Source organism: Gaiella occulta (assembly GCF_003351045.1).
Lineage (GTDB): Bacteria > Actinomycetota > Thermoleophilia > Gaiellales > Gaiellaceae > Gaiella > Gaiella occulta.
This window is the reverse complement of sequence record NZ_QQZY01000004.1, coordinates 166,764-182,116: the sequence shown is the minus strand read 5'-3', so window position 1 is coordinate 182,116 and position 15,353 is coordinate 166,764. Positions and strand designations below refer to the sequence as shown.

At 70.4% G+C, this 15,353-nt stretch carries 16 protein-coding genes; 4 read left to right on the top strand and 12 right to left on the bottom strand.

The genetic code is table 11. The features are described from left to right. Positions 1-16: 16 nt before the first annotated feature. Positions 17-460 (bottom strand): winged helix-turn-helix transcriptional regulator, encoded by a 444-nt coding sequence (locus Gocc_RS09790; RefSeq protein WP_114796379.1) that lies wholly within the window; start codon positions 458-460, stop codon positions 17-19. Between the two features lie 100 nt (positions 461-560). Between Gocc_RS09790 and Gocc_RS09785 the strand changes: the two genes are divergently transcribed. The 3 genes from Gocc_RS09785 to Gocc_RS09775 all read left to right on the top strand — a co-directional run bounded on the left by Gocc_RS09785 (position 561) and on the right by Gocc_RS09775 (position 3,583). Beyond that, entirely contained in the window at positions 561-1,436 is an 876-nt protein-coding gene (locus Gocc_RS09785; protein ID WP_181813549.1) for an SDR family oxidoreductase, read from the top strand. An 81-nt stretch (positions 1,437-1,517) separates the two neighbouring features. Next, positions 1,518-2,933 carry a DHA2 family efflux MFS transporter permease subunit gene (locus tag Gocc_RS09780; RefSeq protein ID WP_114796377.1) on the top strand — a complete coding sequence of 472 codons (1,416 nt, stop codon included), beginning with the start codon at positions 1,518-1,520 and terminating at the stop codon, positions 2,931-2,933. Positions 2,934-2,950: 17 nt separating this feature from the next. Continuing rightward, positions 2,951-3,583: a class I SAM-dependent methyltransferase gene (locus Gocc_RS09775; protein ID WP_114796376.1), complete on the top strand. Its 633-nt coding sequence runs from the start codon at positions 2,951-2,953 to the stop codon at positions 3,581-3,583. A gap of 565 nt (positions 3,584-4,148) precedes the next feature. Here the strand turns inward: Gocc_RS09775 and Gocc_RS09770 are convergent. Beyond that, positions 4,149-4,388 (bottom strand): hypothetical protein, encoded by a 240-nt coding sequence (locus Gocc_RS09770; protein WP_147281250.1) that lies wholly within the window; start codon positions 4,386-4,388, stop codon positions 4,149-4,151. 116 nt (positions 4,389-4,504) lie between these two features. On the opposite strand from Gocc_RS09770, the gene Gocc_RS09765 reads away from it, so the two are divergent. Then, the gene (locus Gocc_RS09765) at positions 4,505-5,035 is read left to right on the top strand and encodes a CGNR zinc finger domain-containing protein (protein WP_181813548.1); all 531 of its coding nucleotides are present in this window, start codon (positions 4,505-4,507) and stop codon (positions 5,033-5,035) included. 96 nt (positions 5,036-5,131) lie between these two features. On the opposite strand, the gene Gocc_RS09760 is transcribed toward Gocc_RS09765, so the two are convergent. From Gocc_RS09760 to Gocc_RS09715, 10 genes are all read right to left on the bottom strand, one after another. Next, positions 5,132-5,710: a hypothetical protein gene (locus Gocc_RS09760; RefSeq protein ID WP_114796373.1), complete on the bottom strand. Its 579-nt coding sequence runs from the start codon at positions 5,708-5,710 to the stop codon at positions 5,132-5,134. Between the two features lie 136 nt (positions 5,711-5,846). Next, positions 5,847-6,071: a helix-turn-helix domain-containing protein gene (locus Gocc_RS16190; RefSeq protein WP_181813547.1), complete on the bottom strand. Its 225-nt coding sequence runs from the start codon at positions 6,069-6,071 to the stop codon at positions 5,847-5,849. 38 nt (positions 6,072-6,109) lie between these two features. Further along, positions 6,110-7,102: a methyltransferase domain-containing protein gene (locus Gocc_RS09750; RefSeq protein ID WP_114796371.1), complete on the bottom strand. Its 993-nt coding sequence runs from the start codon at positions 7,100-7,102 to the stop codon at positions 6,110-6,112. A gap of 129 nt (positions 7,103-7,231) precedes the next feature. Beyond that, positions 7,232-8,305, bottom strand: a complete 1,074-nt coding sequence (locus Gocc_RS09745) for an oxidoreductase (RefSeq protein WP_114796370.1) — start codon at positions 8,303-8,305, stop codon at positions 7,232-7,234. A gap of 2 nt (positions 8,306-8,307) precedes the next feature. After that, entirely contained in the window at positions 8,308-9,513 is a 1,206-nt protein-coding gene (locus Gocc_RS09740; protein WP_114796369.1) for a serine hydrolase domain-containing protein, read from the bottom strand. Beyond that, on the bottom strand, positions 9,510-11,120 hold the full coding sequence (locus tag Gocc_RS09735) for a long-chain fatty acid--CoA ligase (protein ID WP_114796492.1): 1,611 nt from the start codon (positions 11,118-11,120) through the stop codon (positions 9,510-9,512). The genes Gocc_RS09740 and Gocc_RS09735 overlap by 4 nt, the downstream gene beginning before the upstream one ends. Before the next feature lie 41 nt (positions 11,121-11,161). After that, on the bottom strand, positions 11,162-11,980 hold the full coding sequence (locus Gocc_RS09730; protein WP_114796368.1) for an alpha/beta fold hydrolase: 819 nt from the start codon (positions 11,978-11,980) through the stop codon (positions 11,162-11,164). A gap of 76 nt (positions 11,981-12,056) precedes the next feature. Beyond that, entirely contained in the window at positions 12,057-12,779 is a 723-nt protein-coding gene (locus Gocc_RS09725; protein ID WP_114796367.1) for an ABC transporter ATP-binding protein, read from the bottom strand. Then, a complete protein-coding gene (locus Gocc_RS09720) occupies positions 12,779-14,509 on the bottom strand; it encodes a branched-chain amino acid ABC transporter ATP-binding protein/permease (protein WP_114796366.1) in 1,731 nt (576 codons plus the stop codon). The genes Gocc_RS09725 and Gocc_RS09720 overlap by 1 nt, the downstream gene beginning before the upstream one ends. After that, positions 14,496-15,353: a branched-chain amino acid ABC transporter permease gene (locus tag Gocc_RS09715; protein WP_114796365.1), complete on the bottom strand. Its 858-nt coding sequence runs from the start codon at positions 15,351-15,353 to the stop codon at positions 14,496-14,498. The genes Gocc_RS09720 and Gocc_RS09715 overlap by 14 nt, the downstream gene beginning before the upstream one ends.

Below are 15,353 nucleotides of genomic sequence, written 5' to 3'. Positions count from 1 at the left end.
GCATCCGAGACGTCTCCTACGAAGCGGATTCTCTCGCTGCTACCGACTGATGTCTCTCGTTCAGGGTATGCGCGCTGATCGGAGAGGGCTGCGGGAGCACGTCGCTGATGTGGTCTTGGGCCCATACGCAAAGGGCGCCGATCGGCCCGCGGAGTGTCTCGCCCAGGGGGGTGAGGCTGTACTCGACGCGTGGTGGCACTTCGGGGTAGATCTCGCGGTTGACGAGTCCGCTGTGTTCGAGGTTGCGCAGCGTCTGGGTGAGCATCTTCTGGGAGATGCCCTCGATGCGCCGCCGCAGCTCGGAGTGGCGATGGGTGCGCTCCAGCAGCGCCCCGAGCACGAGCACGCTCCATTTGTCTGCGATCAGGTCGAGCGCCCGGCGTGAGAGGCAGCGCGCCGAGAAGACGTCGGGGCAGGGCGGCACAAACGTCCGCTCGGTCGCGGCTTGGGAAGGTTCCATGGGGACTCCTGGGTCGTAGAGGCACTTTCTCGTGCTCTCTTGTGGAGGAAGTATAGGGCACTTATCGTGCCTTTACTACTCTTCGACTCTAGGAGCAGATTTGATACTTCTGATTGGTGCAACGGGCAAGGTCGGCGGCGCGGCAGCGCGCGAGCTCCTCCGCCGCGGTCTCCCGACCCGCGTCCTGACCCGCGAGCCCGCAGGCGCGGTCGACCTCGCCGCGGCCGGCGCAGAAGTCGTCGTCGGCGATCTGCAACGCCCCGAAACCCTTCCCCCGGCCCTCGACGGCGTCGAGCGCCTGCTGCTCTCAACAGCGCCGGGACCGTCGCTTGTCGCCGAGCAGGCCGTGGCCATCGAGGCGGCGCGCACGGCCGGCGTCTCTCACGTGGTGCGTGTGTCCGCGCTTGGCGCGCAGGCGGGGTCCGACGTGAACCTGGCGGACTGGCACGGCAGGCTCGACGACATTTTGCGTGCCTCCGCTGCGGCCTGGACGATCCTGCAGCCGCACTGGTTCGCCCAGAACTACCTGATGCAAGCTGCGTCGATCGCCCGCGAAGGCGTGATCTACGGCGCGATGGGCGAGGGGTGCATCGCTCCCGTCGATGTCGCCGACATCGCGGCCGTAGCCGTCGCGGCTCTCACCGAGACAGGTCACGAGGGACAGCGCTACATGATCACCGGCCCCGAGTCGCTCTCCCAAGCGGAGGTCGCGGCGGCGATCGGCCGCGGCATCGGACACGACGTGCGCTATGTCGACCTGTCTGCCGACGCGCTCGCTCGGGGTCTCCGCGACGCCGGCCTGCCCGGCTGGCTCGTGGAGGGCATGCTCGGCCTTCACGCCGTCTACGCCGCCGGGCACGGCGACCTCGTCACCGACGCCGTCGAGCGCGTCGGCCGAGTGAGACCCACCGCAATCGAGTCCTTCGCCGCAGCACACGCGCCAGCCTTCGCTCTCGCACCTGGCGTTCTCGCCTGAACTCGACGCATCTCTCCTCTCGTCCCGCGGTCTCGCGACCACGAAAGGACACCGCGTGACACCAACCTCGGGGAAGCCCAAATGACCGTCCCGACGCCCGCCCGTCGTTGGTGGACGCTCGCCATCAGCTCCGTCGCGATCTTCATGGTCGCGCTCGACAACCTCGTCGTTGCGACCGCGCTACCGAGCATCCGGCGCGACCTCGGGGCGACGATCAGCGAGCTCGAGTGGACCGTCAACGCCTATGTCTTCTCCTTCGCCGTGCTCCTGCTCACCGGTGCCGCGCTCGGAGACCGCTTCGGCAGGCGGCGCATGTTCTCCCTCGGGCTCGCGGTCTTCTCGCTCGCCTCGGCAATCGCCGCGATCGCCCCCGACGCGACCACACTCGTCGCCGCGCGCGCCGTCCAGGGAGTCGGCGCGGCCATCGTCATGCCACTCAGCCTCACCCTGCTCGCCGACGCCTTCCCACCGGAGCGGCGCGGACTGGCGTTCGGCATCTGGGGCGGCGTCGGCGGCGCTGCGGTCGCGATGGGGCCGATCGTCGCCGGGACGATCATCGACCGGCTCTCCTGGCCGTGGATCTTCTGGCTGAACGTTCCGATCGGCCTCGCCGCCGTGCCGCTCGCCCGACTGCGGCTGCGCGAGAGCTTCGGGCACGACCGCAGCCTCGACCTACCCGGGATCGGGCTCGCCGGCACCGGGCTCCTGGGCGTGGTCTGGGCGATCGTGCGCGGTAACGCGGCGGGCTGGACGAGTCCCGAGGTCATCGCCCCGGCCGCGGCGGGTGTCGTCCTGCTTGCCGCGTTCGTGCTCTGGGAGCGGCGCGCGGCCGCGCCGATGATGCCGATGCGCTTCTTTCGCAGCCGGGCGTTCGCCGCCGCGAGCGGCGTCACCGTTGCGCTCTCGTTCTCGCTGTTCGGCTCGCTCTTCTTTCTCGTCGCGCAGTACCTCCAGACCGCGCTCGGCTACTCGCCGCTCGACGCGGGCCTCCGCACGCTCCCGTGGACTGCAGCCCCGATGCTCGTCTCCCCGGTCGCCGGCGTTCTTTCCTCGCGGATCGGCAGCCGCCCGCTGATGGTGGCCGGCCTCCTGCTCCAGGCGGCCGCGCTCGCCCGGCTGGGACACGCCGTCGCAGCTCACGTGGCCTATACGGGCCTCATCGGACCCCTGATCGCCTCGGGGGTCGGCATCTCGCTGGTCTTCCCGACGATCCCGGAGACAATCTTCGCGGCAGTTGCAGCGAGCGACGAAGGCAAAGCCTCGGGGGTCAACGGAGCCGTCCGCGAGCTCGGCGGGCTGCTCGGCGTCGCCGTCCTCACGCTCGCGTTCTCCCGCGCCGGCGGGCTCGGCACACCGGCCGCGTTCGCCCGCGGCCTCCACAGCGCCCTCCTCGTCGGCGCCACCGCCGCCGCGCTCGGCGCCGCGGTCGCGCTGCTCGTCCCCGCGTCTCGGCAGCGAGTGCGCGCACCCGACAGCGCCGCCGAGCCGGCAGCCTGACCCGGTTCGGAGACGAGATGGGAACCATCGCGACACGTCTCTTCACGTCGGTCCAGGGCGCGGGCTTCTACCACGACCACCTGCGTGACGCCGTCGCTCTGCTGCCGCCGGGCGAGGGACTCACCCTGATCGACATCGGCTGCGGCCCCGGCCTCCTCACCCGGCTCGCAGAGGCACACGGCTACCGCGCAACAGGGATCGACGCAGACGCAAGCATGATCGCCGCCGCCACGCGCATCGCACACCGCGAACATTCCGCCGCGACGTTCGCACGCCTCGACGCTCACGCGGCGCCCGCGCAATTCGCACCCACCGACGTCGTCGCGGCCGCCTCGCTCCTCGCCGTCGTCGCAGACCGCCCGGCAACACTCGACGCGCTCTGGCGTTGCGTTGCGCCCGGCGGCCTGCTTCTCATCGTCGAGGCAACCGAGCACATGACCATCCGGGAAGCGCGGCGGCTACTCGCAGACGGGCTCCCGGGCCGGCGCCGACACCTCCTCACCGTCTGGGCCTCCGGCCGCGAGGGCCGCACCGTCGACCCCCGCATCTACGACGACCTCCCCGACGTCGCCGAGCGGCGGGTCGAGCCGCTGCTCCACGGACTCGTCGGCGCATGGCTGATCGGGAAGCGCGACTCGTCATCCGAATGACGCGGGACACCGGGAGGTAAAGCGCCTGCGCGTGGCGACCTCGAAGTAGCGCGAAGGCTCAACGCCGAACTATCCGGTCAGTGGAGCACCTCGGACACTCCCCCATACGCGATCGAGTCGACGAACGCGAACCGCGCCGAGCTTGAGCGGCGGGCCGCCTGTCACACGTGTTCGTATAACGAGGTGCAACGCGGCGGAAACCGTCTTGCGCGCAGCGGCAGGGGTTGACGAATCAGGAGATCGCCGTCCGCCTCCGCATGAACGGATCGGCGCAGCTCGTGCCCGCCGGCCGCGCCGATTTCCAGGCGGGGTCCCATCGAATCGGCGTGCCGACTCTCGTGCTCTGCGGCACACGGGACAGGGTCAACGTCCATGCTGCACGCCAGCTCGCAGCCGGCAATCCGGCACGCGACCGCGCCTCGTCTCCAACGTCGGACACGTTTGGAGCCTTGAGGAGCTGGACATCTTGGAAGCACGCTCGCCGGTTGGATCGACGCGCACGAAACGGCTACGCAGGGCGGATCTGGCACGAGCCGCACGAGCTCGGCATCGACCCCACACCCGCCTACCCCGAGTGGACCACCTCACCATGCTCCATGGCCACGACCTCGTCAAGAGCGCCGAAGTAGGCCGCCGCCTCGGGGATCTGCGGCGCTCGCTCGGCCGCCGTGTCCGCCGTCTCGCGCGTGTCCCAGACGATCAGATCCATCCACGTTCGCTCGTCCAGACGAACGAGCTGCTCGGAGACGAGGCCCGGAAACTCGCCGCGCAAGGCCTCGAGCGCGACCTTCCGCTTCTCCCTCATCTCGGTAACCCTCTCCGGCGCAACGCGAAACCGAGCCATCTCGAGTGCCTGCATGATCTTCCTTTCTAATGTATCACATGCTTAACTTACATTAGGTTATCACGATGCCTCCCTCTATGCCGCTCGACTTCGCCTGGCTCGGTCAGGGCCCTGCACTGGACCTGGCGAACACGTTCGTGCCGGCTCAGCAAGCTGACCTTCTCGGCCAATGGTCGGAGTCCAGGCAGAAAGAGCTGTCGCTCACCGAGCTGCGCGATCTTCGTGCCACGGTGACCTCCGTCCTCGAAGCCCTCGCGCAAGGCGCGCAACCTCCAGAGGAGGCGATCGAGAAGCTGAACGTGATCAGCGCTGAAGCGCCGCTGCACACCACTCTTCGCGACGGCCGCCTCGAGGTTCATGAGCCGTTCGCTGGCGCGGTCGCGCGCGCGGTTTTCGCCCTCGCTGCGGGACATGAGACTGTAGCCACCTGTCGCGCACCAGGCTGCGGAATGTTTTTCGTCCGCGCGCACCCGCGGCAAGTGTGGTGCTGCCACGGCTGCGGCAATCGCGCCCGCGTCGCCCGCCACTACGCGCGCGCCAAGGCCGAGAAGGAGCGCGTTGACGCCGTTGAGCGGCCAAACGGCCCGATCACCGAAGGCGGTCGCTGACGATCGCGACCAGAGGCTGCCTGCCGCAGTGTCCCCGTGGCGGAGCCGATCCTTGCCCCTGACCTCCGCGGTCAGCGGCCGGCGCATCTTCGAGCGCTACGAAGGGCGGATGATGAAGCGGATCTTCCCGCGGAACCTCTTCAGGCGCTTGTAGTCCGCCGGGTTGACGAAGTTGTATTCCTCGAAGGTCGCGCCGGCGTAGGAGGCGAGCTCGTCGGTGGCGAGGGCGACACGAGCCGTCCCCACGGTCGAGAGGACCCAATGATCGCGATCCTCGCCGCTGCCGGGATCCTGCAGCGCCTGGCTCGCAAGGACGAACACCTCTCGTGGGTTCTCACGCTGCGCGACCGCCAGGAAACCCCGCAGGCCGGCTCGGACGAGCCTCAGCAGCCAGGCGGACTCGGCGACCAGCTCGCCCGTCTCCGCAGCGACGGAGATCGACTCCTGCTCGGTCGCGAACCCGACCACCTCACCATCGAGCCGGACGAGCGACGTCACCGCGAGATCCTGGGACAGACCTGCCCCGACGAATGCCCTGTTCAGGTCGCGATCGTAGAACGGCGAGCGGTTCTCGGTCGGCGGAAAGAACGCGTTGAGCACCGCATCGTCGCTGGCGTGCGAGAGAGAGATCAGGTCTTGATCGACGTCGAGCTCGAGAATCAGATCCGCTGCCATCGGCCCTCCCCGCGGTGGACGGCCCGCCGCGATAGTCACTTCCCGCAATCTGCGCGCTCTCGTGCCAGCGACAATCGTATATGAAATCGTCAACGTAGTTAAACCGCTACTGCAACGCCGCCGAACGTGGAGGAAGTCAGCCGCGGAAGGACTGGAGCGGTGAGGGCAGGGGCCGAGTGGCGTCGAGGCCGGAGAGCGCCCGCCGCGCCGACTGGAGCTCGCCGCGCTCGGCAACGGGAGCGAAGAACCGCCGATCCACCTCGTCGACGACGCGGATCGCCTCGACCGCGAGGCGAGCGCCTTCGTCCGTCAGCTCGAGCTGGAGTGCGCGGGAGTCACGGGGGTCCCGGTGTCTCTTCACGAGACCCCTTCGCTCGAGAGTCCGGACGACTTGGGACGTCAGACGCGGGCAGTCGCGCCTGCCGCGCCGCCGCCAGCCTCGGCCCGCGCCGCGACGAAGGCGGCTCCGAGCGCGCCCAGCGGCCGGCCGAGCCGTTCGATCGCCTCCGCTCGGCTGACGAACGAGGTGACGTCCCAGGGCGGGAGGTAGAGGCCGTAGCGGGCGCTGACGGCGGTTGCTCCCGCGTTGTGGAAGAGCTGCCGCAGCTCGCCCGCCGTCGCGAAGTGCGCCTGTCGCCACGTCCTCGACCCGCGCCAGCCCCTCACCCGCCGCTGCGCCGCCCAGAGGCTGCGGCGGGCGAGCTCACCCACGACGACCCTGCCGCCGGGACGGACGACGCGCAAGAGCTCGCGGGCGGCCACCAGCCGCTCCTCGCCGTCGAGGAAGCAGAAGAGCGTGACCGCGACGGCCAGGTCGAATTCCCCTTCCGCGAAGGGCAGCATCGTCGCGTCTCCCTCGACGAGCCGCGCTTCCGGCACCTTCACCCGCGCGGCGGAGAGCATGGCCGGGTCGGGGTCGAGCCCGGTCACCTCGAGGCCCTGTTCGAGCAGCCAGGCGGTATAGATGCCGGTTCCGCAACCGGCGTCGAGCGCGCGCTCTCCCCGCCCGGGGGCGGCAAGCGCCGCGACCAGACGCAGCTCGATCCGGTGCGCCGCCGCTCCGAGCGCGGTCTCGTACCAGGCGTCGTAGGCTTGCGCCCGGTCGGGCTCAGCCGGCGCGACCACCGACGTCCTCGAGCAACGTCCGGCGTCGCTCGTCGGACTCTCACCTGAGATCTCCCCACGCGCGTAGCGCACTCGCAGCTCCTCGAGCGCCCGGTCTTCCCTGCTGCGCCCGCCCTCGCGCGGCGGCCCGACGGCGCGCACGATCAGCCATACGATCGCAAGCAGGGTGACGAGCATCGCTGTCATCCCGATCGTCATCGCCAGCCACATCGCCCAGCCCCAGCCGCCGTCGCCCCAGCCGCCGGCGTGCACCACGACGCCCGTCACATTCTCCCGCGATCAGCCACGACGGGAGTTTCGCACGGCCCCTCCACCCGCGGGCGCACGGTCGCCGTCGAGCGCCAAATGGTCGCGGCGCCGACGAGGCGCCCGGCTGCGGCTCGAAGGTCGTTCGCCTCACTCGCCATCAGGACTCCTCTCATCGGCCATCGGAGACCGGCTCGTCTCGGCCGAGCAGCGCACGAGGGTGCGGCCGCGGATTTCGCCGCGCAGGATGGCGGCCAGGGAGGGCTCGAGGTCTTCCAGCTCGATCTCGCTCGCAACGATCCGCTCGAGCTTACGCGGGCGCAGATCGCCGGCAATGCGCCCCCAGAGTTCGGTTCGCAGGTCGAGAGGGCACTGCACCGAGTCCGTGCCGAGCAGGGCAACGCCGCGGAGGATGAACGGGAGCACCGTGGTGGAGAGCTCCCTGCCGCCGGTGAGGCCGCAGGCGGCGACCGCTCCGCCGTAGCGGAGCAAGCCGAGCACGCCGGCAAGCGTGCTCCCGCCGACGCAGTCGACGGCCGCAGCCCATTCCTCGCGGCCAAGCGGCCGCTCGGGGCCCGCCGCAATTTCCTCGCGACCCAGGACCCGGGCGGCGCCGAGCTCCCGCAGCCACTCGCGGGCCGCCTCCTTCCCCGTGCTGGCCACCACCTCGTAGCCGCGTGCCGCCAGGATGGCAACGGCGGTGCTCCCCACGCCGCCGCTGGCACCGGTGACGAGAATGGGTCCGTCGACTGGCTCGAGACCTCGCGACTCGAGCTGGTGCACGCTCAGGGCGGCCGTGAAGCCGGCCGTTCCGATCGCAATCGCCTCCCGCGTCGAGAGACCCTGCGGGAGCGGAACCACCCACTCGTCGGGAAGCCGGGCGTACTCGGCGAAGCCGCCGTGGTGAGACGTCCCGATCTCGTAGCCGTGTGCCACGACGAGATCGCCCGCTCGGAACCGCGGCGATGTGCTGGCCACGACCTCACCCGCCAGGTCGATCCCGGGCACGAGCGGTGAGATTCGCGCGACCCGCCCGTGAGGGCTGCACGCCAGTCCGTCCTTGTAGTTGACGCTCGACCACGCGACACGCACCGTCACCGCCTCGTCGGCGAGATCCTCCTGAGAGAGCTCGCGTATCCCCGTCTCGACGCGGTCATCGGTGCGCTCGGCGACGAAGCCACGGAAGCGCGCGGGAACGCCGAGCGCCTGCACGAGCTCTCCCATCCTCAGCGCAGCGACGCGTAGAGGGCATCGGCGAGCGCGCGTGCCCGTGGGTCGACCTGGATGCCGGGCATCATCTGGTTCATCACGTAGCCGAACCCGACTCTGGCGACGGGATCGGCGAAGCCGAGCGACCCGCCCATGCCGGGATGTCCGAAGGCCTCGTCGTTCGGCCCGAACACCTCGGCCGGCGGGTAGGGACGCATGTAGCCGAGGGCGTAGCGCTTCTCCGAGGCGAGGACGACGTCGTCGCCGCGGTACCGCTCGATCGTGTGCGCGGCGATCGACTGCGGCGAGACGATCCGCACGCCGTCGAGCTCGCCTCCCATCGCCAGCATGGCGTACATCCTCGCGAGGCTGCGTGCGTCGGTGACGCCGTTCGCGGCCGGAACCTCCGCAGCCCGGAACTCCACGGCGTTGGCGGTCTCCGCGGCATGATCCACCCCGCCGCCTGGCCCGACAAGAAGCGCGCGCCCGGTCAGTGCGTCCGGTCCCATCGCCGCCTCCATCATCGCGGCGAGCTCGGGATCATCAACGGGCGGAGCCGACAGCAGATCGGCGACTCGGCCGTGCTCCTCGGGAGGCAGGCCGATCCAGAAGGAGAGCCCGAGGGGCTCAGCGACCTCGACCCTGAAGAACTCCCCGAGACTCGCGCCGGTGATCCGGCGAACGAGCTCCCCGAGAAGCCACCCGTAGGTAACGGCGTGGTACCCGTGGACGGCGCCGGGCTCAACCACGGGGGCGGCGGCGGCAAGAGCGCGAGCGATGTCTTCCGACCTCCCCCACCCTTCGCTCGAGTCGAGGGTCACCAGCTCGCGATACCCTTCCCAGTAGGGAAGCCCGGCGGCGTGCGTGAGCACGTCTCGCACGGTGACGGACTCCTTTCCGTTCACGGCGAACTCCGGCCAGTAGCGTGCGACAGGGGCGTCCACGTCGAGCTGACCGCGCTCGGCGAGGATCTGTGCGGCAAGCGCCGTCGCTCCCTTGGTTGTCGACCAGACGAGGCAGAGCGTGTTCTCGCTCCACGGGGCCCCTGGTCTGGCATCGCCACCCCAGAGATCGACGACCTTCTGACCGTCGACGTATGCCGCGAACGCGGCCCCGACCTCGCCCCTCTCGGCGAAGTTCGCGGCGAACGTCTCGCGTACCGGCTCGAATCCTGCGGCGACCGTCCCGTCGATCGGGGTGGCCGCCTCCCTGTGCCCTCTCATGACTCCCCTTCCCAGTAGGACGAAAAGCGCTCGCGAAGCGCCGACTTGCGGAACTTCCCCGCTGCCGTTCGCGGAATCTCGTCGACGAATTCGACGGCGTCTGGCAGCCACCAGCTCGCGAAGTGCGGGGCGAGGTGCTCGCGGAGCTCGTCGCCGGTCGCACGGTGTCCCTCGCGCAAGACAACGGCGGCGAGGGGGCGTTCCTGCCACTTTGGGTGCGGCACCGCGACGACGGCGGCCTCGGCGACGGCCGGGTGCCCCATGAGAGCGTTCTCGAGCGCTACCGAGCTGATCCATTCCCCGCCCGACTTGATCAGATCCTTCGCGCGATCCTGGATCGAGACGAATCCGAGCGGATCGATGGTGACGATGTCTCCGGTGCGGAACCAGCCGTCCCCGGTGAAGCGATCGTCGAGCCCGTTGTCCCCGTAGTAGCTGCTGACCACCCAGGGACCGGCGACCTCGAGTTCCCCGGGCGTCCGGCCGTCCCACGGGACGGGGCCGTTCTCGGCGTGCGCACGTGCCTCGACGAGGGGAACGGGGCGCCCCTGGGTAAGTTGGTATCTGCGGCGTACGTCGTCCGGCGCGCTCGCCAGGGCAGGGCCGAGCTTCGAGACGGTCCCGAGGGGCGTCATTTCGGTCATGCCCCAGAGATGCACGACGTGGAGCCCGTGCCGCTCCTGGAAGGCGCGGATCATCGCCTCGGGCGCCGCCGCACCGCCGACGAGGATCGAGCGCAGCCGGGAGAGGTCGTACGCCCGTGGATCGCGGTCGAGAGCATCGAGGACGGCGAGCCAGACGGTAGGCACCCCGGCCGTCACGGTGACGCCCTGGTCAGCGAGGAGCTCGAGCAGCCCGGCCGCGTCGGTGTGCAGACCGGGCAGGACCTGCTTCGCGCCGACGAGGGTGGCCGTGTAAGGAAGGCCCCACGCATTGACGTGGAACATCGGCACGACGGGAAGGACGACATCGGACTCGCCGATGTCGAGCGCGTCGCGGTGCGCGCAGACGAGCGAGTGCAGCACGATCGCTCGATGCGAGTAGAGAACGCCCTTGGGACGGCCGGTGGTTCCGGACGTGTAGCACATGGCGGCGGCCTGTTTCTCGTCGGGCTCGAATGCCAGGAACGACGACGTGTCGGCCTCGCCCAGCGCGACCTCGAAGTCGAGCCGCTCCGCGAGCGGGGGGCCGTCGTCGCGGACGACGAGGACGTGCTCGAACGGAGCCCGCGCCCGGAACTCGTCGAGGACCGGGAGCAGCGACTGGTCGACGACGACGGCGCGGTCACCGGCGTGGCCGGCGATGTAGGCGAGATCGTCCGGATGGAGGCGAAAGTTGAGCGTGTGCGTCACGGCGCCCGCGAGGGGAATGCCGAAGTAGGCCTCGAGGTGCTGGGAATGGTTGCGACAGAGCGTCGCAACCCGGTCGCCGGGCTGGATGCCGAGAGCCCGGAGCGCCGCGGCGAGCATGGCGGAGCGCCGGGCCAGGTCGGCGTAGGTCGAGCGATGGAGGCTGCCGTCGGGGAGGCGTGTCACGATCTCGACGGAGCCGAAGAAGGTGTCGGCGCGCCGCAGCAGGGCGGGCAGCGTCAGCTGGTAGTCCATCATCAACCCGTCGACGCTCGAACCCGCTGGGGGACGGCCGCGTGTCAGATGCGCTCCTCGTGCGACTCCGCGGAGGCGAGGAAATCGCCGACCACCCGGTTGAAGTCCTCTGCCTCCTCGATGAACATGAAGTGGCCCATCTCGAACAGGGCGAGCGTCGCACCGGCGATGCTGCTCGCGATCCACCGCATCGCGTCGGCCGGAACCGGGCTCTGCTTCGCCCCGATCACGAGCGTGGGCACGGTGATGGTCGGGATCACGTCGCGCCAGTCGTTCGCGCAGTGGTCGAAGAGCAACGCATCGGCCGCCTCGGTCGGAAGCCGAAGGCTCTCCTCGACCAGGAGCTCCTTCCGGCTGTCGGGAAGACCGGCCGCGATGAGGTCAGTCAGGCCTCTCGCCCAGGATGGGTAGTCCGCTCGGATCGCGTCGGACTGCCGGAAGAGCTGGTCGGGGTCGAGGAAGCCGAGTGTCCAGCCTTTCCGGTTGACGAGCATGGCGGACTGGTCGACGAGGACAAGCTTGTGCAGCCGGTCGGCGCCGAAGAGATCCCAGTAGCTCCAGACGACCGCGCAGCCCATCGACCATCCGAGCAGACTGACGCGGGTCAGACCCAGCTCGAAGATGAGCTCTCTGACGTCCGCGGCAAGGCGTGCGATGCGGTACCCGCGGGAGGGCTTGTCGGAGCGGCCGTGCCCTCGGAGATCGGGCACGATGACACGATTCCGGCCGGCGAGCGCCTCGAGCTGGGCGCCGAACACTGCCGCGCTCTGCGCGAAGCCGTGGATCAGGATGAGCGGGTCACCGCTCCCTGCCTCGTCGTAGCAGATGCGGCAGCCGTCGGCGGTTCGAACGTGCCGGGTCATGGACAGCCTCGAGCCTCTGCTGCGGGAAACGCCGACCCAAGAACGGGCAACGGGGCCCCTGCGGGCGTGCTGCCGTTCAACTCTCCGCCCTCGGACCGTTGGACGAGGGGCTGGTGAGGTAGGCACCTCGCAGGATGTCCACCTCGTCGCGAAGGCCGGTGCAGGTGCCCGCGTAGACGATCTCGCCGTGGTTGAGCACGTACGCACGATCGCCGATCTCGAGCGCGAGCGCGGCGAACTGCTCGACGAGCAGCACGCCGACGCCCTCGTCGGCGAGCCGGCGGATGACCGGCATCGCTGTGCGAACGACGATCGGGGCGAGTCCGAGCGACATCTCGTCCACGAGCAGCATGGTCGGCGCGCCGGCGAGGGCGCGCGCGATCACGAGCATCTGCTGCTCTCCGCCGGAGAGGAGCCCGGCCTTGGCGCGGCGGCGCGCGGCGAGCCGGGGGAAGAGGTCGAGTGCGCGCTCGATCACGGCTCGCGACCGCGTGACGGCCATGAGGTTCTCCTCGACCGTGAGGCCCGGGAAGACCGCTCGCCCCTGCTCGACGTGGGCGAGCCCGAGCCGCGCCCGCCGCTCACGCCGGAGGCGCTCGACAGCGACGCCGTCGAGCGCGATCGCGCCCCCGGAGGCGGGGAGGATCCCCGAGATCGCCTCGAGCAGGGTCGTCTTGCCGGCGCCGTTGGGCCCGAGGAGGACGGTGACCTCGCCGCGGGGAGCGACGATGTCGATGTTGCGGCAGATCGGCAGGCCGCCGCGCCCGACACTCACGCCCCGAACCTCGAGGCCGGACATCAGACGGCGATCTCCTGACCGAGGTAGGCGGCGACGACGTCGGGGTGCTCGAGCACGTCCCTCGGGCTGCCGCTCGCGATCGTGCGCCCGAAGTCGACGACCGTCACCTCGCTGCTCGCCGCGACGACGTGCGCCATGTCGTGCTCGATCAGGAGCACGGCACAGTCGAAGCGGCTGGGAATCGCCGCGATCCGCTGCGCGAGGTCGGCCGACTCGACCTCGGTCATGCCCGCGGCCGGCTCGTCGAGCAGAAGCAGGGCGGGGCGGGCCGCGAGGGCTCCCGCGACCTCGACGAGCCGTCGTGTGCCGACGTCGAGCGAGCCGACAGGCCGATCGGCGGCGGGGCAGCCGAGGAAGCCGAGGACGGCTTCGGCGTCTCGGGCGCTCGTTCGGTGGCCGGCAGCGAGCCGCACGTAGTCGCCGACGCTGAGGTCGGGGATGGTACGGTCCTGCTGGAACGTGCGCCGCACACCGGCGCGGGCTCGGCGGTACGCAAGTAGCCCGTCGAGGCTGAAGCCGGCCACGAGCACGTCTCCGCCGTAGCGGGGGAGGAAGCCCGTGACGGCGTCGACGAGGGTCGTCTTGCCCGCCCCGTTGGGCCCGATGAGGGCGTGGACGGTACCCGGTCGGACGCGCAGGTCGACCCCGTCGAGGGCGGCGACCTCGCCGAAGCGCACCGTCAGGCCCTTCACCTCGAGCGCAGGCGTCGCGCCGGCGTCAGCCGAGCGAGTGCGCCGTGGAGGTCTTGCGGGCGGCGCGGTCGCGACGGAGGTGTGGGCCGGGGACCGCCTCCCACCACGCCGTCTCATCGCCTGCCGAGCCTGTGCCGCGATGCCGCCTCGTCCTCGTCGGAGCACGTCGATCGCGCCGAGCGCGAACGCGAGGTCGGCGATGTCGAGCGGCAGACCGAGTCGCCGCAACACCTCGGGGAAGAACGCGACAAGCACTCCTGCGAGGATGGCGCCCTCGACGTACTGGGCCGCGGTCATGACGGCGACCGCGAACGTCACGAGCGACCCGACCGGGGCGAAGTTCTCCGGCGTGACGAGCCCCACCTGCCCCGTGAGCAGGCCGCCGCTGAGACCGGCGACAAAGGCACTCGTGGCGAAGGCGGTGAGCTTGACGCGCGGCACGCTCATTCCCATGGCGGCGGTCGCGCGCTCGCTGTGCCGCACGGCGAGCCACGCCGCGCCTACCCTCCGCCTCCCGGCAAGAGCGAGGAGGAGCGCCACGACGACGAACGTTCCGAAGCAGAGCTCGAAGTAGATCCGTGGATCGTCGAACGGCCCCGGCGGGGAGACCGCCGAGGCGAATCCCTCGCGCGGGAACCCCTTGACCCGCAGGTAGACGTCGACGGTGGTTGCGAACCCCAGGGTGACGACGGCAAGGTGCACACCGCGCAGCCGAAGAGCCGGTAGCCCGACCAGAATGCCGAGCGGCACCGCGGCGAGACCGGCGGCGACGATCTGGACGAGGAAGGGCACTCCCTGGCCGGTGAGACTGAGTCGTGACACGACCCAGGCGCCCACCGCCGCGAACGAGAGCTGGCAGAGCGAGATCATGCCGGCCTGCCCGGTCACGAGGCCGGTGCTGCGCGCCACGATCGCGCCGATCACGGCCGACGTGGCGAGGAAGAGCCAGTAGCTCGGAAGGAGGAAGCTCGAGCCGGCAACCGCGAGCACGGACGCGACCAGGAGAGCCGGGAGCGCGAGACGCCTAGCGACGAGCATCCCACACCTCCGAGCGCTCCGTCCAGAGGAGCACGGTGACGATGACGAAGAACGGCAGCGCCTGCCGGTAGGGGCTGACGGAGGGGAAGTTCGCGGCGACGCCCTCGATCAGCCCGATCGCGAGCCCACCGAGAAACGCGAGTTCGAGGCTACGGAGGAGACCGATGAGAGCGGCTGCGAGCGCGGGGACGACGAGCATGCCGAGGCCGAGGAAGTCGGACGTGCGCGACGGTGCGATCGCGAGCACGGCGAGGGCGGAGACGGCCCCTGCGAACGCCCAGACGCCGATCGACAGGCGTCTGGCCCGGATCCCGACCAGCTCGGCCGTGGTCGGTCGTTCGCTGAGCGCCCGCAGGCGGACGCCCGTTACGGTGTGGCGGAGGCCGAGCCCGACGGCGAGCGCGATCGCTCCCGCACCCGCGATCGCCACGGCGCCGGTGGCGCCGATCGCGACACCGCCGACCTCGAAGGCGGCGCCGGAGAACGGGTCGGGGACGGAGCGGGGCGAGTCGCCGAAGGCGCGGAACGCGACGGCGAAGAGGGTGATCAGTGCCGCGATGGTGACGGTGGAGCGGACTTCCGGCCCCGATTCCGAGAACCAGGTCGACATCACGTAGCCGAGCAGAGCGGCGACCGCACCGCCGGTGGCTGCTCCGAGCAGGACGGCGGGCGCGTACGCGACGCCGTTCTCGTAGAGAACGAACGTCGCGTACGCGCCGAATGCACCGATTGCAGCCTGCGCGAAGTTGAGCACGCCGACCATCCGGTAGACGAGCACGATGCAGACGCCGAGCGCCGCGTAGGCACCGCCCGACACGAGCCCGGCAACGGCGGACTGGATCAT